We start from the raw sequence: 25,419 nt of genomic DNA, 5'->3' as shown, positions 1-25,419 counted from the left end.
GCGGTGGGTTTCATGTTTCTCGTGCTGACTCGACGACGTTGACGTACCCGGGACGCAGGACCTTGGTGGGATGCGACGCGGTCACATGCCCCATGAACGGCGCCATGATTTCGTAGCCCAGCAGCGTCTGCATGCGCGGCGACATCTGGCGGACCAGCGCGGGCGGAATGCCGAGGAAGAAGTTCTCCTGCGTGCGCGCCCAGGGTTCGCAATACTGGTTGGAGAAGGCGAGGCGCTCGGCATGGCTGCGGTTGGCGCCGCCGCGGTGGAGCAGGGTGCCGTGGAAGACGACGCAGGCGCCTGCGGGCATTTCCATCGGCACCAGTTGGCGTTCAAGTTGCGGTGGCATGTCGGCATCGGCGTCATGGCCGTCGTAGGCGCCAGCGATCTGCGCGTCGCTCCAGCGATGGCTGCCGGGAATCACTTCGGTGCCGCCGTTCTCCGCGGTGAATGCGTCCACCGCGACGATGGTGCTGATGCTGATCGACGGCCGCGGTCGCGGGATCGGATAGAAGGAATCGTCGAAGTGGATCGGCTGCGGTGTCTCGCCCGGGTAGATGCAGATCGCCTGGCTGGCGGTGAGCAGGTAGCCGGGCGCCAGCAGCTTGTCGAGCAGCGCCAGCACCCGCGCGTCCTCGGCGATGTCCTCGAAGCAGCGGCCCCGGCCTGCAAGCGTGTAGACCCGCTCGGTCTTGAAGCCTTCGAAGTTGTTGCGCCCGGCGTGGGTGCTGAGAAAGGGCGCGAGGCCGGCGCGCACGCGCGCGATGTCGTCGGCCTTCAGGAAGTCGGGGATGACGGTGTAGCCCTGCGTGTCCAGTTCGTCGAGGTGACGTTGAACGTCCATCGGTGGAAGCTCCCATGCGCTGCGTGGCGCGCTCAATGTTGCTCGGATCGGCGCCGGGAAGTCCGGCCCGCAAAGGCTATCGTGCTTGCTTGCCGGCGCGATTCTCGTTATCCATGACCCGGTGCGCGGGCTCGGGATGCGCGGGCACAATCCGCGCCATGAATCAACGGTTGCGCGCGCTCGCTGGCTGGTGGCTCGCGTGGCTCGTGGTCAGCGCGGCGGGCGCGGTGTGGCTGGCACGCAGCGAGTTGCAGCAACTGCAGGAAGCCTTCGAGACGGATGCCCGCATCGCGCACCGGCTGTTGAGCCAGCAGGTGGTGCAGTACGACGCGGTGCTGGCGACGCTGGCTTTGCTCGGCAGGGCAGGCGCGGCCGATGCGCCCGAGCAGCGGCTGACCTCGGTCTATCCCTCCATCCTGTCCGTGGAACGCCGCGAGCGTGGCGGGACGTGGACCGATCACGAAATCGCCCAGGCCGAGGCGCAATCGCGCAGCCAGCACCGGCCCGCACTCGCGCAGGTCGACTTCGCGCGGGGCCGCTACCGGCTGGTCATCGGCGCGGAGCCGGTCAGCTATGCGCTGGACATCGACCTAGCCGCGACCGTGCCCTGGCGCGACTGGCCGATGGACCCCAAGACCAGCCAGAGCCGCGTCACCGTCGAACAAGCGGCGCAGCAGTTCGTCGTGCAACCGGGGCGCATCGGCATTGGTGGTTGGCGCTTCGACTTCCGCAAGGTGCTGGCCTCGGAGAGCCAGGCCTTCGACGTGGTGGCGCAGCGCAACGTGGCCTGGCGGGAATTGCCCTGGATCCTGATGGCTACCTGGGCCTTGGCCGTGGGGGTGGTGCTCGGCGGCGTGCGGATGTTGATGCGCCAACGCGAGGCGCGACGTCGCGCCGAGGAACTGTTGCGGCTTGGCCAAGTCGCCCGGCTGAATGCGTTGGGCGAACTCGCGGCCGGCATGGCACATGAACTCAACCAGCCGCTGACCGCCATGCTGGCCAACACGCAGGCGGCCAGGCGCCTGCTGGCCGACGATCCGCCGGAACTGGACACGGCCCGCGACGCGATGGGCAAGGCGGCCGAGCAAGCCCGGCGCGCTGCCGAAGTGGTGGCCCGACTGCGGCGCGCGATCGAGCGGCCCGACGGCCACGGCCGGCGCGAGCCGGTGGCGCTGCAGGACGCAGCGCGCAGCGCCTTGTACCTGCTGGAGCCGGAATGCACGCGACGTGACGTGGGCATCAGCTTCGACCCGGGCGCGCCCGTGCGTGTGCTGGCCGACCCGGTCGCGCTGGAGCAGGTCGTGCACAACCTCCTGATCAATGCGCTGCAGGCGCTGGACACGATGCCGCCCGGCCGGCGCCGCATCGAGATCGAAGTCCGTACGCAAGACGCGATGGGCCAGCTCGTCGTGAGCGACAACGGTCCCGGCATTGCCGAGGAAGCACTGCCGCGCCTGTTCGAACCTTTCTACAGCACCCGCGAAGGCGGCCTGGGCCTTGGCCTGAGCCTGAGCGAATCGCTGGCCAGCGACATGGGCGGCTCGCTTGCTGCCGATGCCTCGATGGCGGGCGGTGCGCGCTTCGTCCTGAGCCTGCCGCTGGCACAAACGCCATGAATCCACCACTGTCGCCCCTCATCCATCTGATCGACGACGACCAGGCCGTGCGCGACAGCCTGGCGCTGCTGATCGGCACGGTGGGACTGCGCGTGCAGACCTGGTCCGATCCGCAAGCCTTCATCGAGCAGTTCGACCGCGGCGGCATCGGCGCGATCGTGCTCGACGTGCGCATGCCGGGCATCAGCGGGCTCACGGTGCTGGACCGGCTGGTGGCCCAGCAGGTGGACCAGCCGATCATCATGCTGACCGGCCACGGCACGGTGGAGATGTGCCGGCGCGCGTTCAAGTCGGGCGCGGCGGAGTTCCTGGAGAAGCCGGTCGACGACGAGCAACTGCTCGAGGCGCTGCAGCACGCGGTCCGTCAACACGTCAATTCGCGCGAGCGTGCGCAGGTCGATCAGTTCGCGCGCGAACGCTTTGCGCAACTCTCGGAGCGGGAGCGCGAAGTGCTCGGCATGATCGTCGCCGGACTCACCAACAAGGAGATCGCGCGGGCGCTGACGCTCTCGCCGCGCACGGTCGAGACGCACCGTGCCAACCTCTTCGCCAAGCTCGATTGCGACTCGCTGGCGCAACTGATCCGCCGCTATGCCGCGTTGGCGGAACGGGCCGCTCCGTAGAACTACGGAGCACCGCGCGTAGCCCTACGAATAGCGGCCGGGCAGGGCGTTTTCTACAGTAGCGACGCGGTTGGCGCTTCTGCCAGCACGGTCATTCCTCACTGGAGATTTCACATGCATTCCACCCTTCGTCTCGGCGCCATCGCACTGGCATTCGCAGCCATCGGCGCGCACGCACAACAAGCGCAACAACCAGCGCAGCCCCTGGTCCGCACCGAGAAGAACATGTCGCTCGAACTGGCCACCCAGATTGCCTCCGCTGCGGTCGCCGCTTGCGCGGCCAATGGCTACAACGTGGCAGCCACGGTGGTCGACCGCGCCGGCACCGTGCGTGCCGTCCAGCGTGCCGACAACGCCGGCCCGCACACGCTGGCGTCGAGCGAGCGCAAGGCCTGGACCTCGGCATCGGCCAAGTCGCCCACGCAAGCCATGATGGAAGGCTCGCAGAAGAACGCTGGCGCCGCCAACCTGGTCTACCTGCCGGGCATGCTGCTGCTGGGTGGCGGCGTGCCGGTGAAGGCGGGCAATGACGTCATCGGCGCGGTGGGCGTCGGCGGTGCACCCGGCGGCCACCTCGACGAGCAATGCGCCAACGCAGCGCTCGACAAGGTCAAGGGCCTGCTGGGTTGATGAGCATGCGTCGCCGCCTGTTCGCGCTGCTGGGCGTGCTGTTCCTGTGCGCTGGTCCGGCCGTGGCGCAGGTGGGACCGTCCTCCACGGAAGTGCAAGCCTACGAGGCCCTTCACAAGGCCGCCTGGCGAGGTGACCTGGCCTCGTTGAACAGCGAGTTGAAGGCCGGCGCCGACACGAAGGCGCGCGACGCCCATGGCCGCACGCCGCTGCATGTCGCGACCTTTGCGCGCCACAGCGACGTGATCCGCGCCCTCGCACAAGCCGGTGCGGACCTCAATGCCCTGGAGAACGACCGCTATGACGCGGTCACCATCGCATCCGTGGCCAACGACCCGGCCACGCTCGCGACCTTGTTGTGGCTCGGCGCGAGCGCAAGCCAGGTCACCAGCCGATATGACGGCACCGCGTTGATCGCGGCGGCACACCTGGGCCATGACGAAGTCGTTCGCCAACTCATCACGGCCGGCGCACCGCTTGACCATGTGAACAACCTGCACTGGACGGCGGTGATCGAATCGATCGTGCTCGGCGATGGTGGCCCGCGGCACCAACGCACGCTGGCGCTGCTGGTCAAGGCCGGCGCCAACCTGCAGTTGACCGATCGGGAAGGCAACACCCCGTTGCAACTGGCGACCATGCGCGGCTATGCGCCGATGATCGCCATGCTGAAGGCGGCCAGCGCCCGCTGAACAAGGTGTGAAGACTTCGTAGCGGGGGCGCCGAGCTCGGGTCAAGCACCGCAACCGCACTTCGGTACGGCGAGGAGCGCAGTCCCGGGATCGGTGGCCGCAGTAGAAAGATTCACACCTTCCAGGGTGAGCCCCTAGAATTTGCCGCTGGGGGGTCACGCCTGTTCCGAGAGGATCGAGCCGCCATGCACTCCGTAGTCATCGTCGACGACCACCCCGCCATCCGCGTTGCCGTCCGTTCCGTCCTGGAAGGCAGCGGGCTTTTCAAGGTGGTCGGCGATGCCGATTCCGGGCCGGCCGCGCTCACGGTCATCCGGGACCTCCAACCCTCGCTGGCGATCCTCGACCTCGACCTGCCCCGCATGAACGGCCTGGAGTTGATCGAGCGGCTCAAGGCGTCGAATCCCATGCTCAAGCTGCTGGTGCTCTCGGGCCAGCAGGAGTCCATCTTTGCCACCCGTGCCTTGCACGCCGGCGCCAACGGTTTCCTCAGCAAGTCGGAGGACATGGCCTCGATCGTGCAGGCGGCGCAATCGGTGCTGTCGGGCTACAGCGTCTTTCCGAGCGGTGCGTTGACATCGCTGACGGGCACCGTGGGCGCGACGCCGGCCGACCTGGTCAAGACCTTGTCGGACCGGGAACTGAGCGTTCTGCAACACCTGGCGCGCGGCCTGAGCAACAAGGAGATCGGCGACATGCTGCTCATCAGCAACAAGACGGTGAGCAGCTACAAGACGCGCCTGTTCGAGAAGCTGAACATCTCGACGCTGGTCGAACTGGTGGACTTCGCGCGAGCCAACGGCCTCATCACCTGAAGGTTCGGCATCGTGGCCACGCTCGGTCTGGTTTGGCGTTGGCAAGTCTGGAAGGTGCTGGGCCTGCTGGTGCTCCTGGGATGGACCGCGACAGTCGCCAGGGGCCAGGAGGCATCGCCCGCGCCACCGCCAAACCTGGTCGGCTACACCCACCTGCCCAGCCTGCCGCTGTCCTTCAGCGCCGGCGACAAGCGATGGCTCGCGGCGCACCGAACCCTTGTCGTCGGCGTGCTGCCGAATGACCTGGCCCCCTTCGACCTGATCGGGCTGGACAACGAATACAAGGGCATCTCGCCCGACTACCTGGACGCCGCTGGCACCGCCTTGGGCATCGCCATGCAGGTCAAGACCTTCGGTTCGATCCAGGAGGCCACCGCGGCCTTGGCGAGGGGCGATGTCGACATCCTCCCGACGGTGCCGCGGATGCGGTCCGGCGGCGGGGTGGCGCTCACCGTGCCGTACTTCGTCAGCCGCCATGTGGAAGTCACCGCGCTGAATGGGCCGATCGACCGCGGCGCGCCGATCAGCGTGGGCTACATCCCCGGCCACGTCCCGCTGGAGGCGCTGCGGGCGGCGTACCCGTCCGCGAAGCTCGTTCCCTACGCGGGCGTGTTCCTCGGCCTGACCGCCGCCTCCGACGAGAAGGTTGCCTTGTTCGTGGAGAACGGTGCCACGGCCGGCTACCTGATCGACCAGTACCAGTTGAGCAAGCTGCGTATCGCCAATTTCGGCGAGGAGCCGGTCTACTCGGTGCACTTCGCCGTGCGTTCGGACGACACGGTGCTGCAGCGGCTGATCAACCAGGTGCTGACCTCGCTGCCGCCGCGGGTGCGCCAGGACATCAAGGCGCGCTGGTCGCCCACCTACGAGCCGACCGAGCCGGCGGAGCGCGTCAACCTGTCCGAGGAGGAGCGCAAATGGATCGCCGCGAACCCGGTGATGCACTATGCCGCGGTGCCCGACCGCATGCCCTTCATGTTCGTCGACCAGTCGGACCGGTACGCCGGCCTGACCGTGCAGGTGATGAGCAAGATCACCAGCGAAACCGGCCTCAAGTTCGAGCCGATCCAGACGCGGGCCGGCAGGATCGGTCGGGCGGACCTGCTGCCGGTCATGATCACCGGCCAGCAATCGGAGATCGACGTGCTGCCCTCCGCGCCGTACTACCGGGGCTACTGGGTGCTGGTCTCGCGGGTCGACGGCCCCGATATCCTGCGCATCGACAAGCTGGCCGGCAAGCGCATCGCGTACCTCGCGCCCAACAGCGTCGCGGAAGCGTTGAAGCAACGCGTGCCGGGCGTCGAGCTGGTGCCGGTCGACTCCATTGCCGAAAGCTACGAATACGTGGCCGGCGGCAAGGCGGACGTGACGGTGGGCAACGTGAACACGGCGAGCTACCTCATCCGGCAGCGTTACGCCAACCAACTCAAGGTTGCAGGCGCGATCAACGATGCGCCGGTCGACGTGTCCTTCGGCGTGCGGGCGGACAACCCGGTGCTGCTCTCGATCATCGACAAGACCCTGCAGAGCATCTCCCCGGAAGAGATGCGGCGCCTGCGCACCAACTGGACCTTCTCCAACCATCCGTCCACGGGCTGGAGCCACTACGCGCACTGGCTCTACCCCATCGGTGCGGCCTTGCTGCTGTGCCTGCTCCTGGTCGCCGTATGGAACCGTGCACTGAAGAAGCAGGTGACCCGGCGGCTGGAGGCCGAGGCGGAACTGCGCGACCAGCTCACTTTCCAGCGGGCCATGCTCGAAGGCATACCGCATGCCATCTGCGTGCGCGACATGCATGCCCGGCTGATCTTCTGCAACGGCGCCTTCGAAACCTTCTTCCATGTGGATCGGCAGGACGTCCTGGGCAAGACCTTGCCTGAATCCAGCGTGACCGAAGCCACGCCCAAGCAGGTGCGGTCGGTGCACGCCCAGTACATGCAATTGGTCGCGGAGGGGCGCAGCATCAACGAGGACATCGATGTGGTGCTGGGCGGCGAGATCAAGCACATCAACCACTGGGCCGCGCCCATCTCGCTGGTCGAGGGCGGGGCGCGCGTGGCTTTCGTGAGCGGCGCCATCGACATGACGGAGCGCCAGCAGATGGTGGCGCAGATCGAGACGGCCCGGGAAAAGGCCGAGGCGGCCAATCGGGCCAAGTCGAACTTCCTGGCCACCATGAGCCATGAGATCCGCACCCCGATGAACGCGGTCCTGGGCATGCTCGAGCTGATGGTGCGCGAGGGCCGGCTCTCCCGCGAGGACCTGGCTTCGGCGGACCTGGCCCGCAAATCTGCGCAAGGGCTGCTGGGCTTGATCGATGACATCCTCGACATCTCCAAGATCGAGGCCGGTGGCTTGGAGGTGATTCCGCGGCCGGCGCAACTGCGGCCGCTGATCCGGGAAGTGGCGAACGTTTTCGCCAGCATGGCTCGACAGCGCGGTCTCGACATCACCGTGAAGATCGACGAACGGGTGGCGCAGTGGCACGCGGTGGACGGCGTGCGCTTTCGGCAGATCGTCAACAACCTGGTCAGCAACGCGATCAAGTACAGCGACGAGGGCGGCGTCACGATCCGCTTGCGGCATGTGATGCGGGTCGATGACGTGGAGCATGTCGAACTCGAGGTGGAAGACACCGGCATCGGCATCGGCGCGGCCGACCTCGCCAACCTCTTCAAGCCCTTCTTCCAGGCCGAGGCCGCGGGCCCGCGCGCCATCGGCGGCACCGGGTTGGGCCTGCCGATCGTGCAGCGCCTGTGCACGAAGATGGGCGCGGAAATCTCCGTGCAAAGCCAGCACGGCAAGGGAACCAGCGTGCTGGTCGAACTGAGGTTGCCGGTGCTGGCCGCGCCCGCCGGGCTGCCGGACGAGGAGGAGGCCAGAAGGGCGGCGGAGTCCCCGCTCTCCAGCCTCCGGAACTGCAAGGTGCTCGTGGTCGACGACCATCCGGCCAACCGCATGCTGTTGAAGCGGCAACTGGAATTCCTCGGCATGCAATGCGAAACCGCGGAGGACGGGGAGATCGCGCTGGACATGTGGCGCCATGACGCCTTCGACGTGGTCATCACCGACTGCTCGATGCCCGTGATGGACGGGTATGCATTGACCGAGGCCATTCGCGCCATCGAGCGAGAAAAAGGCCTGCCGCGCCGACCTGTGCTGGGATGCACGGCACACGTGCAGGAGAAGGAGCGCAAGCACGCCCTCGACGTCGGCATGGACGAATGCCTGATGAAGCCGCTCAGTGTCGATGCCCTGCGTGATGCCCTGCGCCGGCACCTGCATGGCGGCGCCAGCGCGGGGCCGGCGTCGGACCCAGCCACGACCGGGTCGGCCACGCCAGACCAGCCCTTCGACCTTTCCACGCTCAAGACCTTTTCAGGCGGCGATCCCGCAGTGGAGTCCAGTTTCATGGAGGCGCTCCTGCGCTCGAACCTGTCGGACGCGGAAGAACTCGCGGAATTCATCGAATCCAACGACCTTGGCAAGGTGGCCTCGGCCGCCCACAAGATCAAGGGCGCTGCGCGGCTGGTCAAGGCCGAGTCTGTGATGCGCGATTGCGAAGCGCTGGAAGACGCCGCCAAGGAAGGCGATGCCGACGCAGCGCGGGAACGATTCGCGGCCCTCCAGCGCAGCCTGGCGGAATTCAACGACGCGCTGGCGGCGCTGTTGCAGGCGCCGATGCCGCTGGCACACTAAGGTGGGCTCCGCACAAGTCCGGAGCCTTCCCCGCGACCGCCCCAGCACTCACGCAAGAACATGTACCTGCCCCCGCAATTCAACGAGAAGAATCGCGACGTCGCCATCGAGCTGATGCGCGCGCATTCCTTCGCCAGCCTCATCGCCACCGACGAGGAAGGCTTGCCCGAAGTGACGCACCTGCCGCTGGTGGTGGACGTGCGCGACGACACGCAGTTCTCCCTGCTCGGCCACTGCGCCAAGCCCAATCCGCTGTGGCGCCACCTGCGGGCACGTCCGCGCGCCGTCGTCACCTTCCAGGGGCCGCATGCCTACATGTCGCCCGGCGTCTATCCCGACCTCGCCCGCGTGCCGACGTGGAACTACCTGGCCGTGCATTGCACCGTCGAAGCCACGCTCATCGAATCGCCGCAGGAAAAGGACGCCTTGCTCAAGCGCCTGATCGGCGAACACGAACCCGCCTATGCCGAGCAATGGAAGAGCCTCGGGGAGGAATTCCAGCTCAAGATGCTGGCCGGCATCGTCGGCTTCGAGTTGAAGGTGGTCGCCTGGCAATGCAAGCTCAAGCTCAACCAGCACCGCCGCGAGGCCCATGCCGCCATGTACACCGCCTACAGCCAGGGCACGCCCGACGAGCAGGCACTGGCCGCGTGGATGCAGCGGCTCGGCATGGCCGAAGGAGCCGAGCATGCGTAGTCTTGGATTGGTCGGCCTGGTGTTGGCGCTGGTGATCGTCGGCCTGCTGGCAAAGAAGCAGATGAGCACGCTGACGCCAGCGGCCGCGCCTCCGGTCGCAGGCAGACCCACGCCGAACGTGCGCGAACAAAGCCAGCAAATTCAGCAGCACGTGCGCCAGCAGGTCGAAGCCGCAATGCAACAGCCGCGCGCGATGCCGGACGAGGCGAAGTAGCTGCCAATGCCGGATTCGACCGCAGCCCGATGAACGACGAAGACTGGATGCAGCGCGCGCTCGACGAGGCACGCGCTGCCGCCGGGGCCGGCGAAGTGCCGGTGGGCGCCGTGGTGGTGAAGGATGGCGCGTTGATCGCCAGCGGGCGCAACACCCCCATCGCGCAACGCGACCCCAGCGGCCATGCCGAAATCAACGCACTGCGCGCCGCGGCCCAGGCGCTGGGCAACTATCGGCTCGAAGACTGCACGCTCTACGTCACGCTGGAGCCCTGCGCGATGTGCGCGGGCGCCATGCTGCACGCCCGTCTGGCGCGGGTGGTGTTCGGTGCGCCCGACCCCAAGACCGGCGCCGCAGGCTCGGTGGTGGATCTGTTTGCGCAACCCCGGCTGAACCATCGGACCAAGGTGCAGGGCGGTGTGTGCGCGGCGGCCTGCGCGGACGCGTTGCAACAGTTCTTTCGGGTCCGACGCCAGGAGGCGCGCGAGCAAGCGCAGCCCCTGCGTGACGATGCCTTGCGTACACCCGATGCGCGCTTCGTCGACCTTCCCGACTGGCCATGGACTGCGCACTACATCAGCGATCTGCCGGGCTTGACCGGATGGCGCATGCACTATGTCGACGAAGGGCCACGCGATGCGCCGCTCTCGGTGGTCGGCCTGCATGGCGCGGGTCAATGGGGATACCTCTATCGCCACCTCATTGCCCGTTTGGCGGCGCTCGACCGACCGCGTGTGCTGGTGCCCGACCTGATCGGCTTCGGCCGCAGCGACAAGCCCAAGCGCATGTCCGTGCATACGCTGGAATGGCATGCGGCGGCGATTCGCGAGTGGATCGACCGGCTGGACTTGCCACGCGTGTTGCTGGTCCACGACGCGGACGACTCCGCGCTGGCCGCGCTCGTCGGGTCGTCGCTGCCAGTGGGCCGCCTGGCAGGTTGCTTGCCGGTGCAGACGCATCCGGACGCGCTCGGCAAGGCGGCATGGAGCGCACCATTCGTGGACGCAGGCTACCAGGCAGGCCTGCGCGCGTGGCCCGTCGAACGCGCCGCGGTGCGCGACCTCGCGCGGGCCGAAGCCCATCGGGCCGCACAGGCCGCAATGGGATACTTCGCGCCGTGACAAAACACATCTATATCTTTTCACCTTCGAGCGCGGTGCGTGACAAGGCGGCCTTCAAGCGCGGCGTCGCGCGCCTCAAGGCCCTCGGTTACGACGTCGAGATCGACGAAGCCACGCTTTCCGTCCATCAGCGATTCGCCGGCGACGATGACACCCGGCTCGCGGCCATTTCCCGTGCAGCCGCCAGCGGCGCCGACGTCGCCCTGATCTCGCGCGGCGGCTACGGCCTCACGCGCATCCTCGAGGCGCTGCCCTACAAGGCGATCGCCAAGGCCATCTCGCACGGCACCGAATTCGTCGGGCTCAGCGACTTCACCGCCTTCCAGAACGCGCTGTTGGCAAAAACCGGCGCGGTGACCTGGCAGGGCCCCGCGGTGGGCGAAGACTTCGGCGCAGAAGGCGGCTCCGACGACATCATGGAAGCCTGCTTCGAGGACCTGTTGTCAGGGCAGGGCGAGGGCACCGGCTGGCGACTGCCGCTGCGCGACGCAGAGGTGGCAAGCGGCATGCGCAGCATCCACGGCGCGCAGTTGTGGGGCGGTAATCTCTGCGTGCTCACCGGCCTGCTGGGCACGCCGTACTTCCCGGCCATCGACAAGGGCGTGCTTTTCCTCGAAGACGCGGGCGAGCACCCCTATCGCATCGAACGCATGTTGGAACAACTTCGCCTGGCCGGTGTGCTGGCGCGCCAGAAGGCAATCCTGATCGGCCAGTTCACCGGCTACCGCAAGGTGCCGAACTACGATCGCGGCTTCAGCCTGCAAACAGTGGTCGAGCGCCTGCGCACGCAGATCAAGGTGCCGGTTCTCACGGGCCTGCCATTCGGCCACGTGCAAACCAAGGTGTTGCTGCCGGTGGGTGCCGAGGTCGAGTTGGCGGCCGAGGGCCGCGATATCTTCATGGTCTGGGGACACCGGCACGCTCATCATCACGATTGAGCGACGCGCGGGCGCCCGCAGGATTCACAGGTTGAAACGCTGGTGCCGCCGCGGGCCCATCGATTCATATGGCTCTGCATTCAGGCGCAGAACAAGGAGCGCCGCAGACTGCGCTGCAGAACGGCAAGGCGCTCCAACGCAGCTATGTGTTTGACGTGGAAGTCGTATCAGGCAGCCAGCGCTTGAACAGGCTGTTGATGGGGCGCAATTGGCGTCGTGCCGCTGCTTCTCCATCAAGTTCGCTGATCGCGGACATCATGCGCTGGCGCAAATGCCAGAGGGATTGGAGATTCCCCGCGAAGCGTACCCGTTGGGCCACGCGCTGTACTTCGTGACCGCCGTGCACTTGAAGCAGAGACAACATCGCATGGCGCACCCGGCTCGTATGGCGTTGCTCCGAATCGCGCAGGTGGAAACCCTGGAGCGAAAAGAGTCGGAGGAAACTGCTGGGTACCATCATGACGCAGGGCAATGAGGGGAGCCGTTGATAAGCGGACCTTACAGAGCGACACGCTCGTGCACAAGCTGCAAAAACATCAAATAATGTTAAAAAACAACATTGTTCACGAAAAAGTTAACGCGCCGCTTGAGGAAGCAAGGCCTCAGCTTGCATTTGCAACCTCGGGGGAGTCGGAACCTCAAGTTTCCTTCGGAAGTGTTCTAAATTGCGCGCAATTTGCGGTTGTTTGGAAAAAGTTCCGTGCAAGACTGCAATCCAATGGAGGACACGTGGTTTTGCCATAATCGGTGACAAACTGCGCCTAGAACTACATCCAATGGCTGCCCCTCCCACTGTCGTATTCGCGGATCTGACTGGCAGCACGCGTGTGTTCGAGGCCATGGGCAATGCGCGGGCGACGGACACGGTGACGCGCCTGGTGCAATGGATCGGCGCCGTTTGCGAATCCCACCACGGCCGCGTCGTCAAAACGCTGGGCGATGGCATTTTCGCGATATTCCCAGACGCAGCCGGCGCCGTCGAAGCAGTGCTCGAACTGCAGAGAAATCACCAGAAGCGCCTGATCACCTGGCCGGCTCCCCTGCGGATGGATTTGCAGATCGGCGTGGCCAGCGGCGAAGTGGTGGAGGTGGATGGCGATTCGTATGGCGACGCGGTCAATCTGGCCTCGAGGCTCAGTGATCTGGCGGGTCCCGGGCAGATATGGGCCACCGCATCGGTCATTGAGCAAATCTTCGACCCAAGCCTGCGGCATCGCAACCTCGGCCCCATCAATATTCGCGGCAAGACCGAAATGCCGATCGTGCACCGCATTGACTGGCAGGAGGAAATCACCGAATTCATGACGGTGCCGGCCGCGCTGGTGCATCAGGGCCGTTTGCCGGATTCCTCGTTTGGCCAGATCGAGCTGTCATGGCTCGACGTGCGCTCACTGTTCCGCGCATCGGACCTGCCGATTCACCTCGGCCGCGTCGACGAGGCCGAGTTCGTGGTCAACGACCCACGCGTGTCCCGCCTGCACGCCCGCATCGAAGTGCGGCAGGGCAGTTGCGTGCTGGTCGACGTCAGCACCTACGGCACCTGGGTGCGCTTTCACGGCCGTTCCGGCGCCAGCGGTGAGATCGCCCTGCGGCGCGACGAATGCGTGCTGCATGGCAGCGGCGAGATCGGCCTGGGCGCGCCGTTGAGCGACTTCAGTGCGCCGACGATCGCTTTCAACACCACCGGCGGTAGCTTGCTGCTGGCGCGCCGGGACGCGCGTTAGCTCTTCAGGAACTGCAGGCGCGCGGCCTGCGTGATGGCCACCACGCACGGGTGGGTGATGCGCCGCTCCACCGAGATTGCGAAGAACTCCTCGAGGAGGCCCTCCGCCCGTCCCAGTACCTCGACGCCATATTGCGTGCAGGTTTCGTCCTCCAGCACGGTGGGCGACATGAATACGCCGCGTCCTTCGCCGCCAAACGCCTTCAGCAAGGCGGCGTCATCGAACTCGCCGATGAGCCGGGGCCGCAGGCTGTGCTCCGCGAGCCACAGATCGAGCCGCTGCCGCACCGCCGATGAAGCGCCCTGGATCAGCATTGGCGCGCCGTCGAGGCAGCGCGGGAAATCGCTGGCGAGCGAGCGCTTCAATGCCGGCGCCGCGAAGAAGCTCATGGCCGTGCTGCCAAGGGTGTGGTTGAAGGCCTTGACGCTGGTCTGCTTGCCCATGGGCTCGTCGGCAATCACCAGGTCGAGCCGTTGCACCGACAGCTGCGCAAGCAGGTCGCGGAAGTTGCCTTCGTGGCAGATGAGGCGCACGGTTTCGGTGATGGCAAGCGCGGGCTCCAGCAAGCGATAGGCGATGGCCTTGGGGACCGCATCGGCAATGCCAACGCGAAAGATCAGCGTCCGCTTGCCCTCGCCGCGATTGCCCAGCGCCATTTCGAGTTCGTCACCCAGGGCAAAGATCTGGTCGGCGTAGCTCAGGGCGGTGCGCCCGTCAGGCGTCAGTTCCAGGCCTCGACCGTGCTTCTGGAAGAGGTGGCAGCCCAGGCGGTCCTCCAGCAGCTTGATCTGCGTGGAGAGGGTTTGCGGCGTGATGTGAAGTTGCTCGCCCGCGCGCGCGATGCCGCCCGCCTTGGCCGCGGCCCAGAAGTAGTAGAGGTGTTTGAAGTTCATGGGTAATCCCTGAGATCGCGCAGTTTAAACAGAACAATCGATGTCGAAAATGCGACTTTTCCAGAATGCTCAGGACCCCTAGAGTCGTGGCACGACAATTCGCATTCCTGCGGTTGTCGAACTCAAAGGAAAGCCATGAACCAGAACCTCCAGACCCTCGGCCGTGCGCCCGCAGCACGGGTCACCGAGGCAGGCCAACGCAATGCGGTGCTTCGCAATACCTACTGGCTGCTGGCGCTGTCGATGGTGCCCACCGTGCTGGGCGCGTGGATCGGCGTGGCCACGGGAATCTCCAGCATGATGTCCCCGGGCATCAGCCTGATCGTGTTCATGGCGGGCGCCTTCGGCTTCATGTATGCCATCGAGAAGACCAAGGAGACGGCTGCCGGCGTCCCGGTCCTGCTGGCCTTCACCTTCTTCATGGGCCTGATGTTGTCGCGCCTTGTCGGCAATGTGCTTGGCATGGCCAACGGCGCAAGCCTCGTGATGATGGCCTTTGCCGGCACCGGCGCGATCTTCCTCGGCATGGCGACGCTGTCTTCGGTGATCAAGCGCGACCTGACTTCGATGGGCAAGTGGCTGTTCATCGGCGCGATCATGCTGCTGGTAGCGGGCATCGCCAACTTCTTCATCCAGTCGAGCGCGCTGATGATCACGCTGGCGGTCCTGGCCATCGGCATCTTCTCGGCGTTCATCCTGTACGACCTGAAGCGTGTCCAGGACGGCCATGAAACCAACTACATCACGGCCACGCTCGGCGTGTACCTGAGCATCTACAACGTGTTCCAGTCGTTGCTGGCCCTGCTGGGCCTGGGCGGCGGTCGCGACGAGTAAGGAGACGGCAATGCGTTTGACCACCAAGGGACGTGTGGCCGTCAGCGCCATGGTGGACCTGGCCACGCGCCGCCGCGGCGGCCCAGTGTCCCTGGCCATCCTGAGCGAGCGCCACCAAGTGTCCGTGTCCTACCTCGAACACCTGTTCGGCAACCTGCGCCGGCACGGCCTCGTCTCGGCCACGCGCGGGCCGGGTGGGGGCTACACGCTGGGCCGTGATGCCGCAAGCATCTGCGTGGCCGATATCGTCTGTGCGGTCGAGCCGATCGACGGCGATGGGCAGGGCGGCCAGGCGAGAACGCCGGGCGAACAGCGCTGTGCCACGCCCGAGCTGTGGGCTTCGCTGAACCGGTGCATGCTGGAGTTCCTGGAGAACATTTCGCTCCAGTCGATCGTGACGGATGCCGCCCGCGCCGAATGGGGTGCGGAAGTGCGGTCGCAAGCTGCATCGCGCTCGCGGTTGGGGCGCCGACCCGGGCGGCCCGAACCCGACCGGCCGATGCCCGTCAACTCAGTGTTCGCGCTGGGCGGCGCGGGCTGAGCCTCCGGCCCGGGCGGCGCCTGGGCCTTCGCGCTGTGGAAGGGCCTGAAACGGAGGCTGGCGAAGCACGCCGACAGGGCCAGGGCCTCCGGGTCGGGCGGGGCCATGGTTCAGGACCGACATCGGGATCCGAGAGACGGGTTGCGCTCTCAAGACTGCATTCTCTGATTCGGGATGACGGCGGGTTCTTGAGAAGCGGCGCCCAGAGGGGTAATCCCTGCCCGCTCCCTCTGTTGCAATTTGCCCGGACCTCCTGTCGAATGGCGAGCCCTTTCCTCGCCACTTCTCCTGGAGATCCCTCGAATGACCCGTGTCTTCAATTTCAGCGCCGGCCCTGCGACGCTGCCCGAATCCGTGCTGCGCCAAGCTGCCGACGAGATGCTCGATTGGCGTGGCAGCGGCATGTCGGTGATGGAGATGAGTCATCGCGGCAAGGAATTCATCGCGATCCACGCGGAGGCGGAAGCACTGTTGCGCGAACTGATGGGCGTGCCGGCCAACTACAAGGTGCTGTTCCTGCAGGGCGGCGCGATCGGCGAGAACGCCATCGTGCCGATGAACATGCTGCGCGGCCGCAGCGGTGCGGACTACATCGACACCGGTGAGTGGTCGAAGAAGTCGATCAAGGAAGCCAAGAAGTACTGCAAGGTCAACGTGGCCGCGAGCTCGGAAGAGGGCGGCTACACGCGGGTACCGAAGCAGGACACGTGGAAGCTCGACAAGGACGCGGCCTACGTCCATATCTGCTCCAACGAAACGATCGGTGGCGTCGAATACCACTGGACGCCCGACACGGGCGACGTGCCGCTGGTGGCCGACATGTCGAGCAATTTCATCTCGCGCCCGATCGACGTGAACCGATACGGCCTGATCTATGCGGGCACGCAGAAGAACGTCGGCCCGGCCGGCGTGACCATCGTGATCGTGCGCGACGACCTCATTGGCCAGGCGCTGCCGATCACGCCTTCGGCCTTCGACTACAAGATCCAGGCCGACAACGATTCGATGTTCAACACGCCGCCCACGTACACGATCTACATGGCCGGGCTGGTCTTCAACTGGGTCAAGGCGCAGGGCGGACTGACGGCCATCGAGGCGAACAACCGCAAGAAGGCGGCCGTGCTGTACGACCACCTGGAGACCACATCGTTCTTCTACAACCCGGTGGCGCGCGACGACCGCTCGCTGATGAACGTGCCCTTCAAGCTGCGCGACGAGTCGCTCGACGATGCCTTCCTCAAGGGCGCGCAGGCGCGCGGCATGGTGCAGCTCAAGGGGCACCGATCGGTGGGCGGCATGCGCGCGTCGATCTACAACGCGATGCCGATCGAGGGCGTCATCGCGCTGGTCGACTACATGAAGGAGTTCGAGGCCAGCCATGGCTGAGCGCCTCCAGGTCCTGGTGCTGAACGAGATCTCGGAGAACGGCCTCCAGCGCCTGCCTTCAGATCGCTATGCCACCGGCAAGAACATCGCCGCGCCGGACGCGGTGCTGGTGCGTTCCGCAGATATGCACAAGATGGACGTTCCGGCCAGCGTGCGTGCCATCGGGCGCGCGGGGGCGGGCACGAACAACATCCCGGTCAAGGCGATGAGCGCCCGTGGCGTGCCGGTGTTCAACGCACCGGGCGCCAATGCGAACGCGGTGAAGGAACTGGTGCTGGCCGGCATGTTGCTGGCGGCGCGCAATCTCTCCGGCGCCCTGCATTTCGTCGGCGGCTTGGTGCCGGACCGACCCGACCTGGAGAAGACGGTCGAGGGCGGCAAGAGCACCTATGCCGGCTATGAACTGGCGGGACGCACGCTGGGCATCGTGGGGCTGGGCAAGATCGGGTGCCTGGTGGCGGATGCGGCCATCAAGCTGGGCATGAACGTGCTCGGCTACGACCCGGACATCACCGTCGATGCGGCCTGGAGCCTGCCCTCGCAGGTGAGGAAGGCAGGCAGCGTGGCCGAGGTCTTGCGCGTGGCGCAGTTCGTGAGCCTGCATGTGCCGCTGGTCGATGCCACCCGCGACATGGTGAATGCCCAGAACATTCGCCTCATGCAGCCCGGCGCGGTGCTGCTGAATTTCTCGCGCGAGGGGGTGGTGAGCGACGAGGCCGTGCTGACTTCGCTGGCGGCGGGCCACCTGGGGCGCTATGTGTGCGACTTTCCGAGCGCTGCGCTGCTGCGCAACGACCGCATCGTGTGCCTGCCGCACCTGGGGGCGAGCACGCGCGAGGCGGAGGAGAACTGCGCCGTGATGGTGGCCGACCAACTGCGCGACTACCTGGAAAACGGCAATATCGCCAACGCGGTGAATTTTCCGAGCGTGAGCATGGCGCGCGAGTCGGAGTACCGCGTGGCGATCGCGAATGCCAACGTGCCCAACATGCTCGGCCAGATCTCTACCGCGATGGCGCGCGCCGGCCTGAACATCCACAACATGGTCAACAAGTCGCGCGGCGACATGGCCTATACGCTGGTCGATGTCGACAGCGCGGTGAGCGACGCGGTGCTGGCGGACATCGGGGCGATCGAAGGGGTGCTGTCGGCGCGCTACCTGCCGCACTTGCCGGGCTGAGGGGCTGAGGGCACGCAACTATTGCGCCTTGCCTATGGCCGGCCGGGCGCAAGTGGCTATGCTCCGCCGCCAGCGCGGCGCATACGCGTGCATGAGCAGTTCTCGTGGCCACTCAAACTGACAGCGCAGGCGCCTTCCAGGTGCCATCCGAGGTTGCCTGTCATCCGACATGGCTGAGGCTGGAAGACCAACTCCGCTACTACAGTCGCAGCTGTGGCCGCTATCGCAGGCGTTACCAGTGGGCGAAGGTGTTGCAGATCTTGTTTGGCGCGGCCATTCCAGTGCTCGCTGTCGCGGGATTGCCGGACCCTTGGCGGCGCAACGCCCGATCATGCAATGGTGCGAGAAGCTGCCCTTCGTGGGGCAGATTGCGGACGCGGCCCACGCCCGCCTGTTCCAAACCGAATCCACCCGCGCCACCAATCTTGCCAACTTCAAGACGGCCGTCATCGATCGCTTGCGTGCCGACAAGGAGCGCCGTGAGCTGTCTTCGTCGACGACCTCCCCGGTGAGCCGATCTTGTCCGGCAGGCTTCGCGCCATCATCCAGGGGCCAGTGGAAAGGAACTGCACATCTTGCGCGGCCATGAGGGCGCGGTCTACAGCGTCCAGTTTTCCGCCGACTGCAAGACAGTACTGACCACAGGCAATGACAATATTGCGCGGATGTGGCATGCAGCGAGCGGCAAGGAACTGCTGGCCTTGCGGGGGCATGAGGACTGGGTCAACAGCGCGCAGTTTTCCGCTGATGGCAAGACGGTGCTGACCGCAAGCCTGGACAAGACCGCTCGACTGTGGGACGCGACCACCGGCAAAGAGTGGCGCACCTTTTGCGGGCACGAGAAATCGGTCACCAGCGCGCAGTTTTCGGCCGACGGCAGGACGGTGCTGACCGCAAGCTACGACAAGACCGCGCGGTTGTGGGATGTGGCCAGCGGGAAGGAGTTGCGTACATTGCGCGCAACAGCGCGCAGTTTTCCGCCGATGGCAAGACCGTGCTGACCGCAAGCGCGGACACGACCGCGCGGCTGTGGGACCTGGCCAGCGGCCGGGAACTGCGCGCCATGCGTGGGCATGATGATGAAGTCACCGTCGCCCAGTTTTCCGCCAATGGCAATACGGTCCTGACTGCAAGCCGGGACAAGACTGCGCGACTGTGGGACGTGGCCAGCGGCAAGGAACTGCGTGTGCTGCGCGGGCACGAGGGTACGGTCACCAGCGCGCAGTTTTCCCACGATGGCAAGATGGTGCTCACTGCAAGCACGAATACCGTCCGTCTCTGGGATTGCCCCGAGTGCCGTTCGATCGATGAAGTGGCCCCGGAAGTGGCCAGGAGGGTCGGGCGCGAATTGACCGAAGACGAACGGCGCCAGTTCGGCTTGAATCCATTGCAATCCACCAGGAAATGACCCCATGAGCCGCCGCGCCATCCCCAACCAAGTCCTCCTCTTCAGCGGCCACATGATCGATGCCCCCGATCGCAGGTCGCCGCGCTTCCCCGCTGACAAGGAGCCCATCGCACGCGAAGCCATCGAGGCGGTGCTGGACCGACTCGCCGCAGGCCCTTCGGACCTGGCCATCTGCGGCGGCGCCTGCGGTGGCGACCTCCTGTTTGCCGAGGCGGCGCTCGCGCGCGGCGTCGCGTTGGAGATGTACCTGCCGTTCGACGTATCGACCTTTCTCCCTGTGTCGGTCACATTCGCAGGCGGCGACTGGCTTTCGCGCTTCGAGGCGGCAAAGTCGGCCTCCGAGCTCCACATCCTGCCGGAGGAGCGCGGTGCGCTGAAGGAAGGCGAAGACCCGTACGAGCAGAACAATCTCTGGATGCTCGAAGCCGCAAGCCGCTTTGGCGCCGAGAAGGTCCAGTTCATCTGTCTGTGGGACGGGAAGGGCGGCGATGGCCCCGGCGGTACGCAGCACCTCAAGGACGAGGTCGAACGCCAGCATGGCCACTCGCACCGGCTCGACACCACGCAACTTTGGAGTTAAAGCATGAACGGTGCGGTGTTGAGGCCCCTGTGCTTCATGGTGATGCCGTATGGCACGAAGGCGACGCTGGCCGAACCGGGCAAGGGGCCGGTGGAGATCGACTTCAATGCGCTGTGGGACAACGCCTATGTGCACGTGATCGAGGCCCTGGGCTACCAGCCGGTCCGGGCCGACCAGGACACGGGCGCGATGATCATCACGCAGATGCTGGAACGCCTCTACTTCGCGGACCTGGTGCTCGCGGACATGACGATTGCCAACGGCAACGTCTACTACGAGATCGGCATCCGCCATGCCGCGCGTCGCAAGGGTTGTGTGCTGCTGGCTGCGGACTGGTCGAGCCAATTGTTCGACCTGGCCCAGATGCGCGCGGTGCGATATCCGCTGCCGGAAGGGAAGATCCTTCCAGAAACAGCGGCCGCGATCCAGGCCCGGATCAAGGATGCGATCGCCGGGCTCGTTGCCGGCGAGTCGCCCATGCATGCGGCGATTCCGGGCTATCCGTCCCAGGTCAACGAGGCCACGGCGGCCGGCATGAAGGACCAGATGGCGATGCTCTCGGCGTTCCAGGCCGAAGTGCGGGCAGTGCGGGCGTTCCCGAAGAAGGAACGCATGGCGCGTGCGCAAGCGCTGGTGGATGCCTATGCGAAAGGGCCGATGATCGGTGCCGTGGCCATCGCGCTGATGTTGATGCTGCGGGACTGTGCCGACACTGCCGAGGACTGGAATGTGGTGCTCAAGTTCATCGACGGCTTGAGCGATGAACTGCGCTCGGTTCCCGAGGTGACCGAGCAGCGCGCGCTGGCCCTGTCCTATGCCGGGCGGCATGTCGAAGCGATTGCCGCCGTCGAGGCACTGGTCGCCACTTCCGGGCCGACGCAGGAGCGCCTGGGCTTGCTGGGCGGGCGCTACAAGCGTTTGTTCAAGGACGCCACGGCGCCGGAGGACAAGAAGAGGTTCCTGGCTCGTTCCATCGACAACTACGAGCGGGGAATGCAGTTGGACTTGAACGAGTACTACTGCTCCAGCAACCTGCCGAGCCTGTATCGCATCCGCAGACGCGCTGGCGACGAAAAGCTGGCGCAGTCGGTCCTGCAATTGGTCATCGCGGCATGCGAGCGGGCGCGTCAGCGCGGCTCGACGGACCCCTGGTTGCGCGCCACCTTGCTGGTGGCAGCGTTTGACTCCGGAGATGCGGACAAGGCCGAAGCCCTGGCCGATGAAGTCGAAAGTGGCGACCCGGCCGACTGGCAGATCAAGAGCATCATCGGCTCCCTCGAACTCAGTTTGATGAACGCGGGCGACGATGTGACGATGGCGCGCATGGCCGCTGTGATCGAAAGGCTCAGGCCGGCCTGACGACCTCGCAAATGCGGGATGGTTGCAATCGCTGCGGTGCGGGTGGATATTCGGCGGCATGTCCATCCTCCGCCTGGTTGCCTGCTGGCTCCTGTTTGTCTTGCAGGCCATCCCCGCGCTGGCGCAGGACCGGCCGACCGACCGGCGCATCGCCCTGGTGATCGGCAATTCCGAATATTCGAGGGCGCGGCTCAGCAATCCCGAGAACGATGCGAGGCTCATCGCAGGCAACTTGCGCAAGCTGGGCTTCGAGGTCAATGAGCAACTCAATATCGGCGTGCTGCAGTTCAGGCGGGTGCTGCGCGAGTTTGCGCGCCAGGTGCAGAAGGACGATGCCACCGCGGTGCTGTACTACGCCGGCCACGGCATGCAGATCGACGGGCGCAACTACCTCCTGCCGGTCGACATCAACCTGCGCGACCAGGAGGAGGTGAAGGACGAGTCGGTCGACATCGACGAACTGTTCTTGAGCCGCATCGACAAGGTGGGTTCGCATCCGCGCATCGTGATCCTGGACGCATGCCGGGACAACCCGTTCACGAAGAAGACGCGCAACATCAACTCGGCCGGCGGGCTGGCTGAAATGGGCGCACGCGGCACGCTGATCGCCTTTGCGTCCGCACCTGGCGCGCCGGCGGAAGACGGGCCTGACGGCAGCAACAGCATCTATACCCGGAGCTTGGCACAGGAGATCATGGTGCCGGGCATCGAGGTCGAGCAGATGTTCAAGAACGTGCGGGTGAAAGTGCTGCGCGACACCGCGGGGCGGCAATTGCCGTGGGTCAACACGTCGCTGACATCGGACTTCAGCTTCAATCCATCGGCGGGCCGGGCGGCGGCTGCGCAGGCCGCGTCCCGACCCGCTGCGGTCCAGCGTCCGGAGGTTGCGCCTGCACCGGCGCCTGCTGCATTGCCTGCCGCTGCACCCCGAGAGCAGGCAGCGAAAGACAAGGACATCGAGACCTTCCTGGCACGTACGCAGCGCGACGCGGCCTCGGCGCCGCCACAGCAGGCAGTGCAGCAGGAAGCGCCGCTGTCGGCAGCTGCCGCCGCGACCATTGCACCGCCACCGGCACCCGCCCCTGCGACGCCTGCACCGGCGCAGGCGCAGGCGCAGGCGCAGGCGCAGGCGACCGTGGCGCCGCTCACGCCGGCTCGTCCGCCATTGCCTGCGACCCTGCCTGCAGCTACTCCCCCGACCGCAGCCGCATCAGAAGCCACGCGCCCTGCCACACCCCCGTCGCCACCCACCACTGTGGCGGCAGCCAAGCCGAGCGCGCCGTCCGCGCCGGCCAGTGCCGCGCCGCTCCCGCAAGCACGCGGCTTCCTTGGTCAGGATGAGCTTCAGCAACTGCTTGCCGACAAGAAGCTCACACTCCGGGATGTCGGCGCCAAGACCTTCTATAGCCTGGATCTGCGCAACGGTGGCCGCGTCTACTTCTACAGCGTGGGGACCAACCAAACGAGCATCAGCGTCGTGGGCCGCTGGGAACTGAAGAGTGACGGCAGTTTCTGCGCGAAGTTCAATGCGACGCTGTCAGGCCGACCGACCGATGCAACCAAGGCCGAAGACGGTTGCTGGCTGTTCTTTCGCGAAGGCGAGAAGCTCATGTGGGTCAGCGCCTCATCGCCGGACGCACGGGCCCAGGCGGAGGTCGTGAGCATCAAGTAGGCTGGCAGCGTCAACTCATGCGACTTCGCAATCAACCGCATGGCTGCGTTGGATCGCCTTGCCGTGCTACTGCACTGGCTGCAGCGCTCCGCCTTGTTCTGCGATCGATTGCAAGCTCGTATCAATAGGGCGGCGCCTTCCGCTCACGCTGCGCCCGCGCAGCCTCTGTCCACCACGCCAGGTCGTCGGCGAAGCGGCCGAAGGATCGTTCCAGTGCCTCGCCGCCGCTGCCGGTCGGGTTTCCGCTCCCATCCAGCGTCTGCGATATCGGGCCGACCGCGAGGGTGCTCGAGATGACCACCATGCCCATCTCCGAGAGGATCGAGTGCCAGACCGTGCCTGAGCGAACGCCGGAGAAACGGCCGGCGGAATAGCTCGCGATGGCGGCCGGCCGCCAGAACCATTCCTCCAGGAAGTGATCCGTCAGGTTCTTCAGGCCGGGTTGCGGTCCCCAGTTGTACTCGCCGGTCACGAAGACGAAGGCATCCGCGCCGCGGATGCGCTGCGCCAACGCCTCCATCCTGGGCGGTGCGCTGCCCTTGGGATATTCCTTGTACATGCGGTCGAGCATCGGCAGGTCGATAGCCTTGGCGTCCATCAGTTCCGCGTCCGCGCCGCGCGCTCGCAGCCTCGCGACGAGGTAATCCGCGAGGCGCACGCCCATCCGGTCGGACCGGTACGAGCCGTAGAACACCAGCACCTTGTCAGTCATGTCCGCTCCAGCGCTTTCGGAGGAAAGCGACGGGGCCGAGGCTACAGTAACGTCGTCCACTCCACCAACGAAAGCATCGACAAGACATGGCCGCCGACCTCGCCGCCTCGTGGCTTGCATTCAGCGCACGCGTGGCTGCAGCGCGGGCCGCGGGCCGCCCGGTCGTGGCGTTGGAGTCCACCATCATTGCGCACGGCATGCCCTATCCGGAGAACGTCCGCACGGCGCGCGAAGTCGAGGCGTTGATTCGTGAACTCGGCGCCGAGCCGGCCACCGTCGCGGTGATCGGCGGCAAGATCCGGATCGGCCTTTCGGATGAAGAACTGGAGTTGCTCGGGCGCTCCGGCCAGGCCGCCAAGGTGAGCCGGCGTGACCTGCCCGCCGTGCTCGCCAGCGGTGGCCTGGGCGCGACCACCGTGGCCGGCACGATGATCTGCGCGGCGCTGGCTGGCATCGAGGTCTTCGTGACCGGCGGCCTCGGCGGCGTGCATCGGGGTGCGCCAGAAACCTTCGACATCTCGGCCGACCTGCAGGAACTGGCGCGGACCTCGGTGACGGTGGTTTGCGCGGGCGCCAAGTCCATCCTCGACATCGGGCTCACGCTTGAATACCTGGAGACGCACGGCGTGCCGGTGCTCAGTTGCGAACAGGACAACTTCGCCGCCTTCTACACGCGCGACAGCGGCTTCCGCGCGGACTATCGGTTGGACGATGCCGCGGCGCAAGCGCGCTTCATCCGCACCAAGTGGGACCTGGGCTTGGCGGGCGGCGTGGTGTTGAGCACGCCCGTGCCGGAGGCGGCGGAAATGCCGCGCGAGGAGATCGATGCCATCACCGCACAGGCGCTTGCCGAGTGCGCCGCGCAAGGCGTCACGGGCAAGGCCGTCACACCGTTCCTGCTCGCCCGCATCAAGGCGCTGACGGGAGGCCGAAGCCTGGCGACCAACATTGCGCTGGTGAAGCACAACGCCGAAGTCGGTGCGCGGTTGGCCTTGGCGTTGGCCGGTTGTCGGTCCGAGGCACTCGGCCGGAGTGATCTGCCTGCGGGCCGGTAGCGGCAACGCGACCTTGCTATCGGCGGAAGGTCGCGCTGGCCCGGCGCCATGAACAAGTCCCGCGAGGGCGAAGCCCGACGCGGGACATTTCAAAGATGGCGATCGGAAGAAGGGGTGAAGATTCCGTAGCGAGGGCGCCGAGGTCGGGTTGAGGACCGGAACCGCACTCCCGTGCGGTGAGGACCGC

General features: G+C 66.1%; 25 protein-coding genes. 21 read left to right on the top strand and 4 right to left on the bottom strand.

Annotated features, from left to right (window positions below):
- Positions 1-10: 10 nt before the first annotated feature.
- Positions 11-844 carry a phytanoyl-CoA dioxygenase family protein gene (locus WKW82_RS15405; RefSeq protein WP_340343170.1) on the bottom strand — a complete coding sequence of 278 codons (834 nt, stop codon included), beginning with the start codon at positions 842-844 and terminating at the stop codon, positions 11-13.
- A gap of 158 nt (positions 845-1,002) precedes the next feature.
- Here WKW82_RS15405 and WKW82_RS15400 point away from each other — a divergent pair, with 158 nt between their 5' ends.
- From WKW82_RS15400 to WKW82_RS15355, 10 genes are all read left to right on the top strand, one after another.
- On the top strand, positions 1,003-2,460 hold the full coding sequence (locus WKW82_RS15400; protein ID WP_340343169.1) for a sensor histidine kinase: 1,458 nt from the start codon (positions 1,003-1,005) through the stop codon (positions 2,458-2,460).
- On the top strand, positions 2,457-3,083 hold the full coding sequence (locus WKW82_RS15395) for a response regulator transcription factor (protein WP_340343168.1): 627 nt from the start codon (positions 2,457-2,459) through the stop codon (positions 3,081-3,083). Before WKW82_RS15400 ends, WKW82_RS15395 begins: the two co-directional genes overlap by 4 nt.
- Before the next feature lie 114 nt (positions 3,084-3,197).
- Positions 3,198-3,713: a GlcG/HbpS family heme-binding protein gene (locus WKW82_RS15390; RefSeq protein ID WP_340343167.1), complete on the top strand. Its 516-nt coding sequence runs from the start codon at positions 3,198-3,200 to the stop codon at positions 3,711-3,713.
- 5 nt (positions 3,714-3,718) lie between these two features.
- On the top strand, positions 3,719-4,405 hold the full coding sequence (locus tag WKW82_RS15385) for an ankyrin repeat domain-containing protein (RefSeq protein ID WP_340343220.1): 687 nt from the start codon (positions 3,719-3,721) through the stop codon (positions 4,403-4,405).
- Positions 4,406-4,590: 185 nt separating this feature from the next.
- Complete coding sequence (locus WKW82_RS15380) at positions 4,591-5,220, top strand: response regulator (protein WP_340343166.1); 630 nt, start codon at positions 4,591-4,593, stop codon at positions 5,218-5,220.
- 12 nt (positions 5,221-5,232) lie between these two features.
- Entirely contained in the window at positions 5,233-8,919 is a 3,687-nt protein-coding gene (locus WKW82_RS15375; RefSeq protein ID WP_340343165.1) for a response regulator, read from the top strand.
- A 60-nt stretch (positions 8,920-8,979) separates the two neighbouring features.
- Positions 8,980-9,615, top strand: coding sequence for an FMN-binding negative transcriptional regulator (locus WKW82_RS15370; RefSeq protein WP_340343164.1), 636 nt, complete (start codon positions 8,980-8,982; stop codon positions 9,613-9,615).
- Entirely contained in the window at positions 9,608-9,829 is a 222-nt protein-coding gene (locus WKW82_RS15365; protein ID WP_340343163.1) for a hypothetical protein, read from the top strand. The genes WKW82_RS15370 and WKW82_RS15365 overlap by 8 nt, the downstream gene beginning before the upstream one ends.
- 29 nt (positions 9,830-9,858) lie before the next feature.
- Positions 9,859-10,950 carry a tRNA adenosine(34) deaminase TadA gene (gene tadA, locus WKW82_RS15360; RefSeq protein WP_340343162.1) on the top strand — a complete coding sequence of 364 codons (1,092 nt, stop codon included), beginning with the start codon at positions 9,859-9,861 and terminating at the stop codon, positions 10,948-10,950.
- Positions 10,947-11,888 (top strand): LD-carboxypeptidase, encoded by a 942-nt coding sequence (locus tag WKW82_RS15355; protein WP_340343161.1) that lies wholly within the window; start codon positions 10,947-10,949, stop codon positions 11,886-11,888. Before tadA ends, WKW82_RS15355 begins: the two co-directional genes overlap by 4 nt.
- 142 nt (positions 11,889-12,030) lie before the next feature.
- Here WKW82_RS15355 and WKW82_RS15350 read toward each other — a convergent pair whose 3' ends face one another.
- Complete coding sequence (locus WKW82_RS15350) at positions 12,031-12,348, bottom strand: hypothetical protein (RefSeq protein ID WP_340343160.1); 318 nt, start codon at positions 12,346-12,348, stop codon at positions 12,031-12,033.
- Between the two features lie 316 nt (positions 12,349-12,664).
- Between WKW82_RS15350 and WKW82_RS15345 the strand changes: the two genes are divergently transcribed.
- Entirely contained in the window at positions 12,665-13,612 is a 948-nt protein-coding gene (locus tag WKW82_RS15345; protein ID WP_340343219.1) for an adenylate/guanylate cyclase domain-containing protein, read from the top strand.
- Here WKW82_RS15345 and nhaR read toward each other — a convergent pair.
- Positions 13,609-14,505, bottom strand: a complete 897-nt coding sequence (nhaR, locus tag WKW82_RS15340; protein WP_340343159.1) for a transcriptional activator NhaR — start codon at positions 14,503-14,505, stop codon at positions 13,609-13,611. The two genes, WKW82_RS15345 and nhaR, sit on opposite strands and share 4 nt — an antisense overlap.
- 135 nt (positions 14,506-14,640) lie before the next feature.
- On the opposite strand from nhaR, the gene WKW82_RS15335 reads away from it, so the two are divergent.
- The 9 genes from WKW82_RS15335 to WKW82_RS15295 all read left to right on the top strand — a co-directional run bounded on the left by WKW82_RS15335 (position 14,641) and on the right by WKW82_RS15295 (position 23,465).
- Positions 14,641-15,339 carry a Bax inhibitor-1 family protein gene (locus WKW82_RS15335; protein ID WP_340343158.1) on the top strand — a complete coding sequence of 233 codons (699 nt, stop codon included), beginning with the start codon at positions 14,641-14,643 and terminating at the stop codon, positions 15,337-15,339.
- A 10-nt stretch (positions 15,340-15,349) separates the two neighbouring features.
- On the top strand, positions 15,350-15,880 hold the full coding sequence (locus tag WKW82_RS15330; RefSeq protein ID WP_340343157.1) for an Rrf2 family transcriptional regulator: 531 nt from the start codon (positions 15,350-15,352) through the stop codon (positions 15,878-15,880).
- A gap of 303 nt (positions 15,881-16,183) precedes the next feature.
- Positions 16,184-17,266 (top strand): 3-phosphoserine/phosphohydroxythreonine transaminase, encoded by a 1,083-nt coding sequence (gene serC, locus WKW82_RS15325; protein WP_340343156.1) that lies wholly within the window; start codon positions 16,184-16,186, stop codon positions 17,264-17,266.
- Positions 17,259-18,446, top strand: a complete 1,188-nt coding sequence (locus WKW82_RS15320) for a phosphoglycerate dehydrogenase (RefSeq protein WP_340343155.1) — start codon at positions 17,259-17,261, stop codon at positions 18,444-18,446. The genes serC and WKW82_RS15320 overlap by 8 nt, the downstream gene beginning before the upstream one ends.
- Before the next feature lie 566 nt (positions 18,447-19,012).
- Positions 19,013-19,447, top strand: a complete 435-nt coding sequence (locus WKW82_RS15315) for a WD40 repeat domain-containing protein (protein ID WP_340343218.1) — start codon at positions 19,013-19,015, stop codon at positions 19,445-19,447.
- A complete protein-coding gene (locus tag WKW82_RS15310; protein WP_340343154.1) occupies positions 19,441-19,854 on the top strand; it encodes a WD40 repeat domain-containing protein in 414 nt (137 codons plus the stop codon). The genes WKW82_RS15315 and WKW82_RS15310 overlap by 7 nt, the downstream gene beginning before the upstream one ends.
- A gap of 4 nt (positions 19,855-19,858) precedes the next feature.
- Positions 19,859-20,434, top strand: coding sequence for a hypothetical protein (locus tag WKW82_RS15305; RefSeq protein WP_340343153.1), 576 nt, complete (start codon positions 19,859-19,861; stop codon positions 20,432-20,434).
- A gap of 3 nt (positions 20,435-20,437) precedes the next feature.
- Positions 20,438-21,793, top strand: a complete 1,356-nt coding sequence (locus WKW82_RS15300) for a TRAFs-binding domain-containing protein (protein WP_340343152.1) — start codon at positions 20,438-20,440, stop codon at positions 21,791-21,793.
- A 58-nt stretch (positions 21,794-21,851) separates the two neighbouring features.
- Positions 21,852-23,465: a caspase family protein gene (locus tag WKW82_RS15295; RefSeq protein WP_340343151.1), complete on the top strand. Its 1,614-nt coding sequence runs from the start codon at positions 21,852-21,854 to the stop codon at positions 23,463-23,465.
- 121 nt (positions 23,466-23,586) lie between these two features.
- Here the strand turns inward: WKW82_RS15295 and WKW82_RS15290 are convergent, their stop codons facing one another.
- Positions 23,587-24,177 (bottom strand): NADPH-dependent FMN reductase, encoded by a 591-nt coding sequence (locus tag WKW82_RS15290; protein WP_340343150.1) that lies wholly within the window; start codon positions 24,175-24,177, stop codon positions 23,587-23,589.
- Between the two features lie 86 nt (positions 24,178-24,263).
- On the opposite strand from WKW82_RS15290, the gene WKW82_RS15285 reads away from it, so the two are divergent.
- On the top strand, positions 24,264-25,232 hold the full coding sequence (locus tag WKW82_RS15285; RefSeq protein WP_340343149.1) for a pseudouridine-5'-phosphate glycosidase: 969 nt from the start codon (positions 24,264-24,266) through the stop codon (positions 25,230-25,232).
- The last annotated feature ends 187 nt before the right edge of the window (positions 25,233-25,419 follow it).

This window comes from Variovorax rhizosphaerae (genome assembly GCF_037889975.1).
GTDB lineage: Bacteria > Pseudomonadota > Gammaproteobacteria > Burkholderiales > Burkholderiaceae_C > Variovorax > Variovorax rhizosphaerae.
This window is presented reverse-complemented; position numbering and strand designations above follow the sequence as displayed.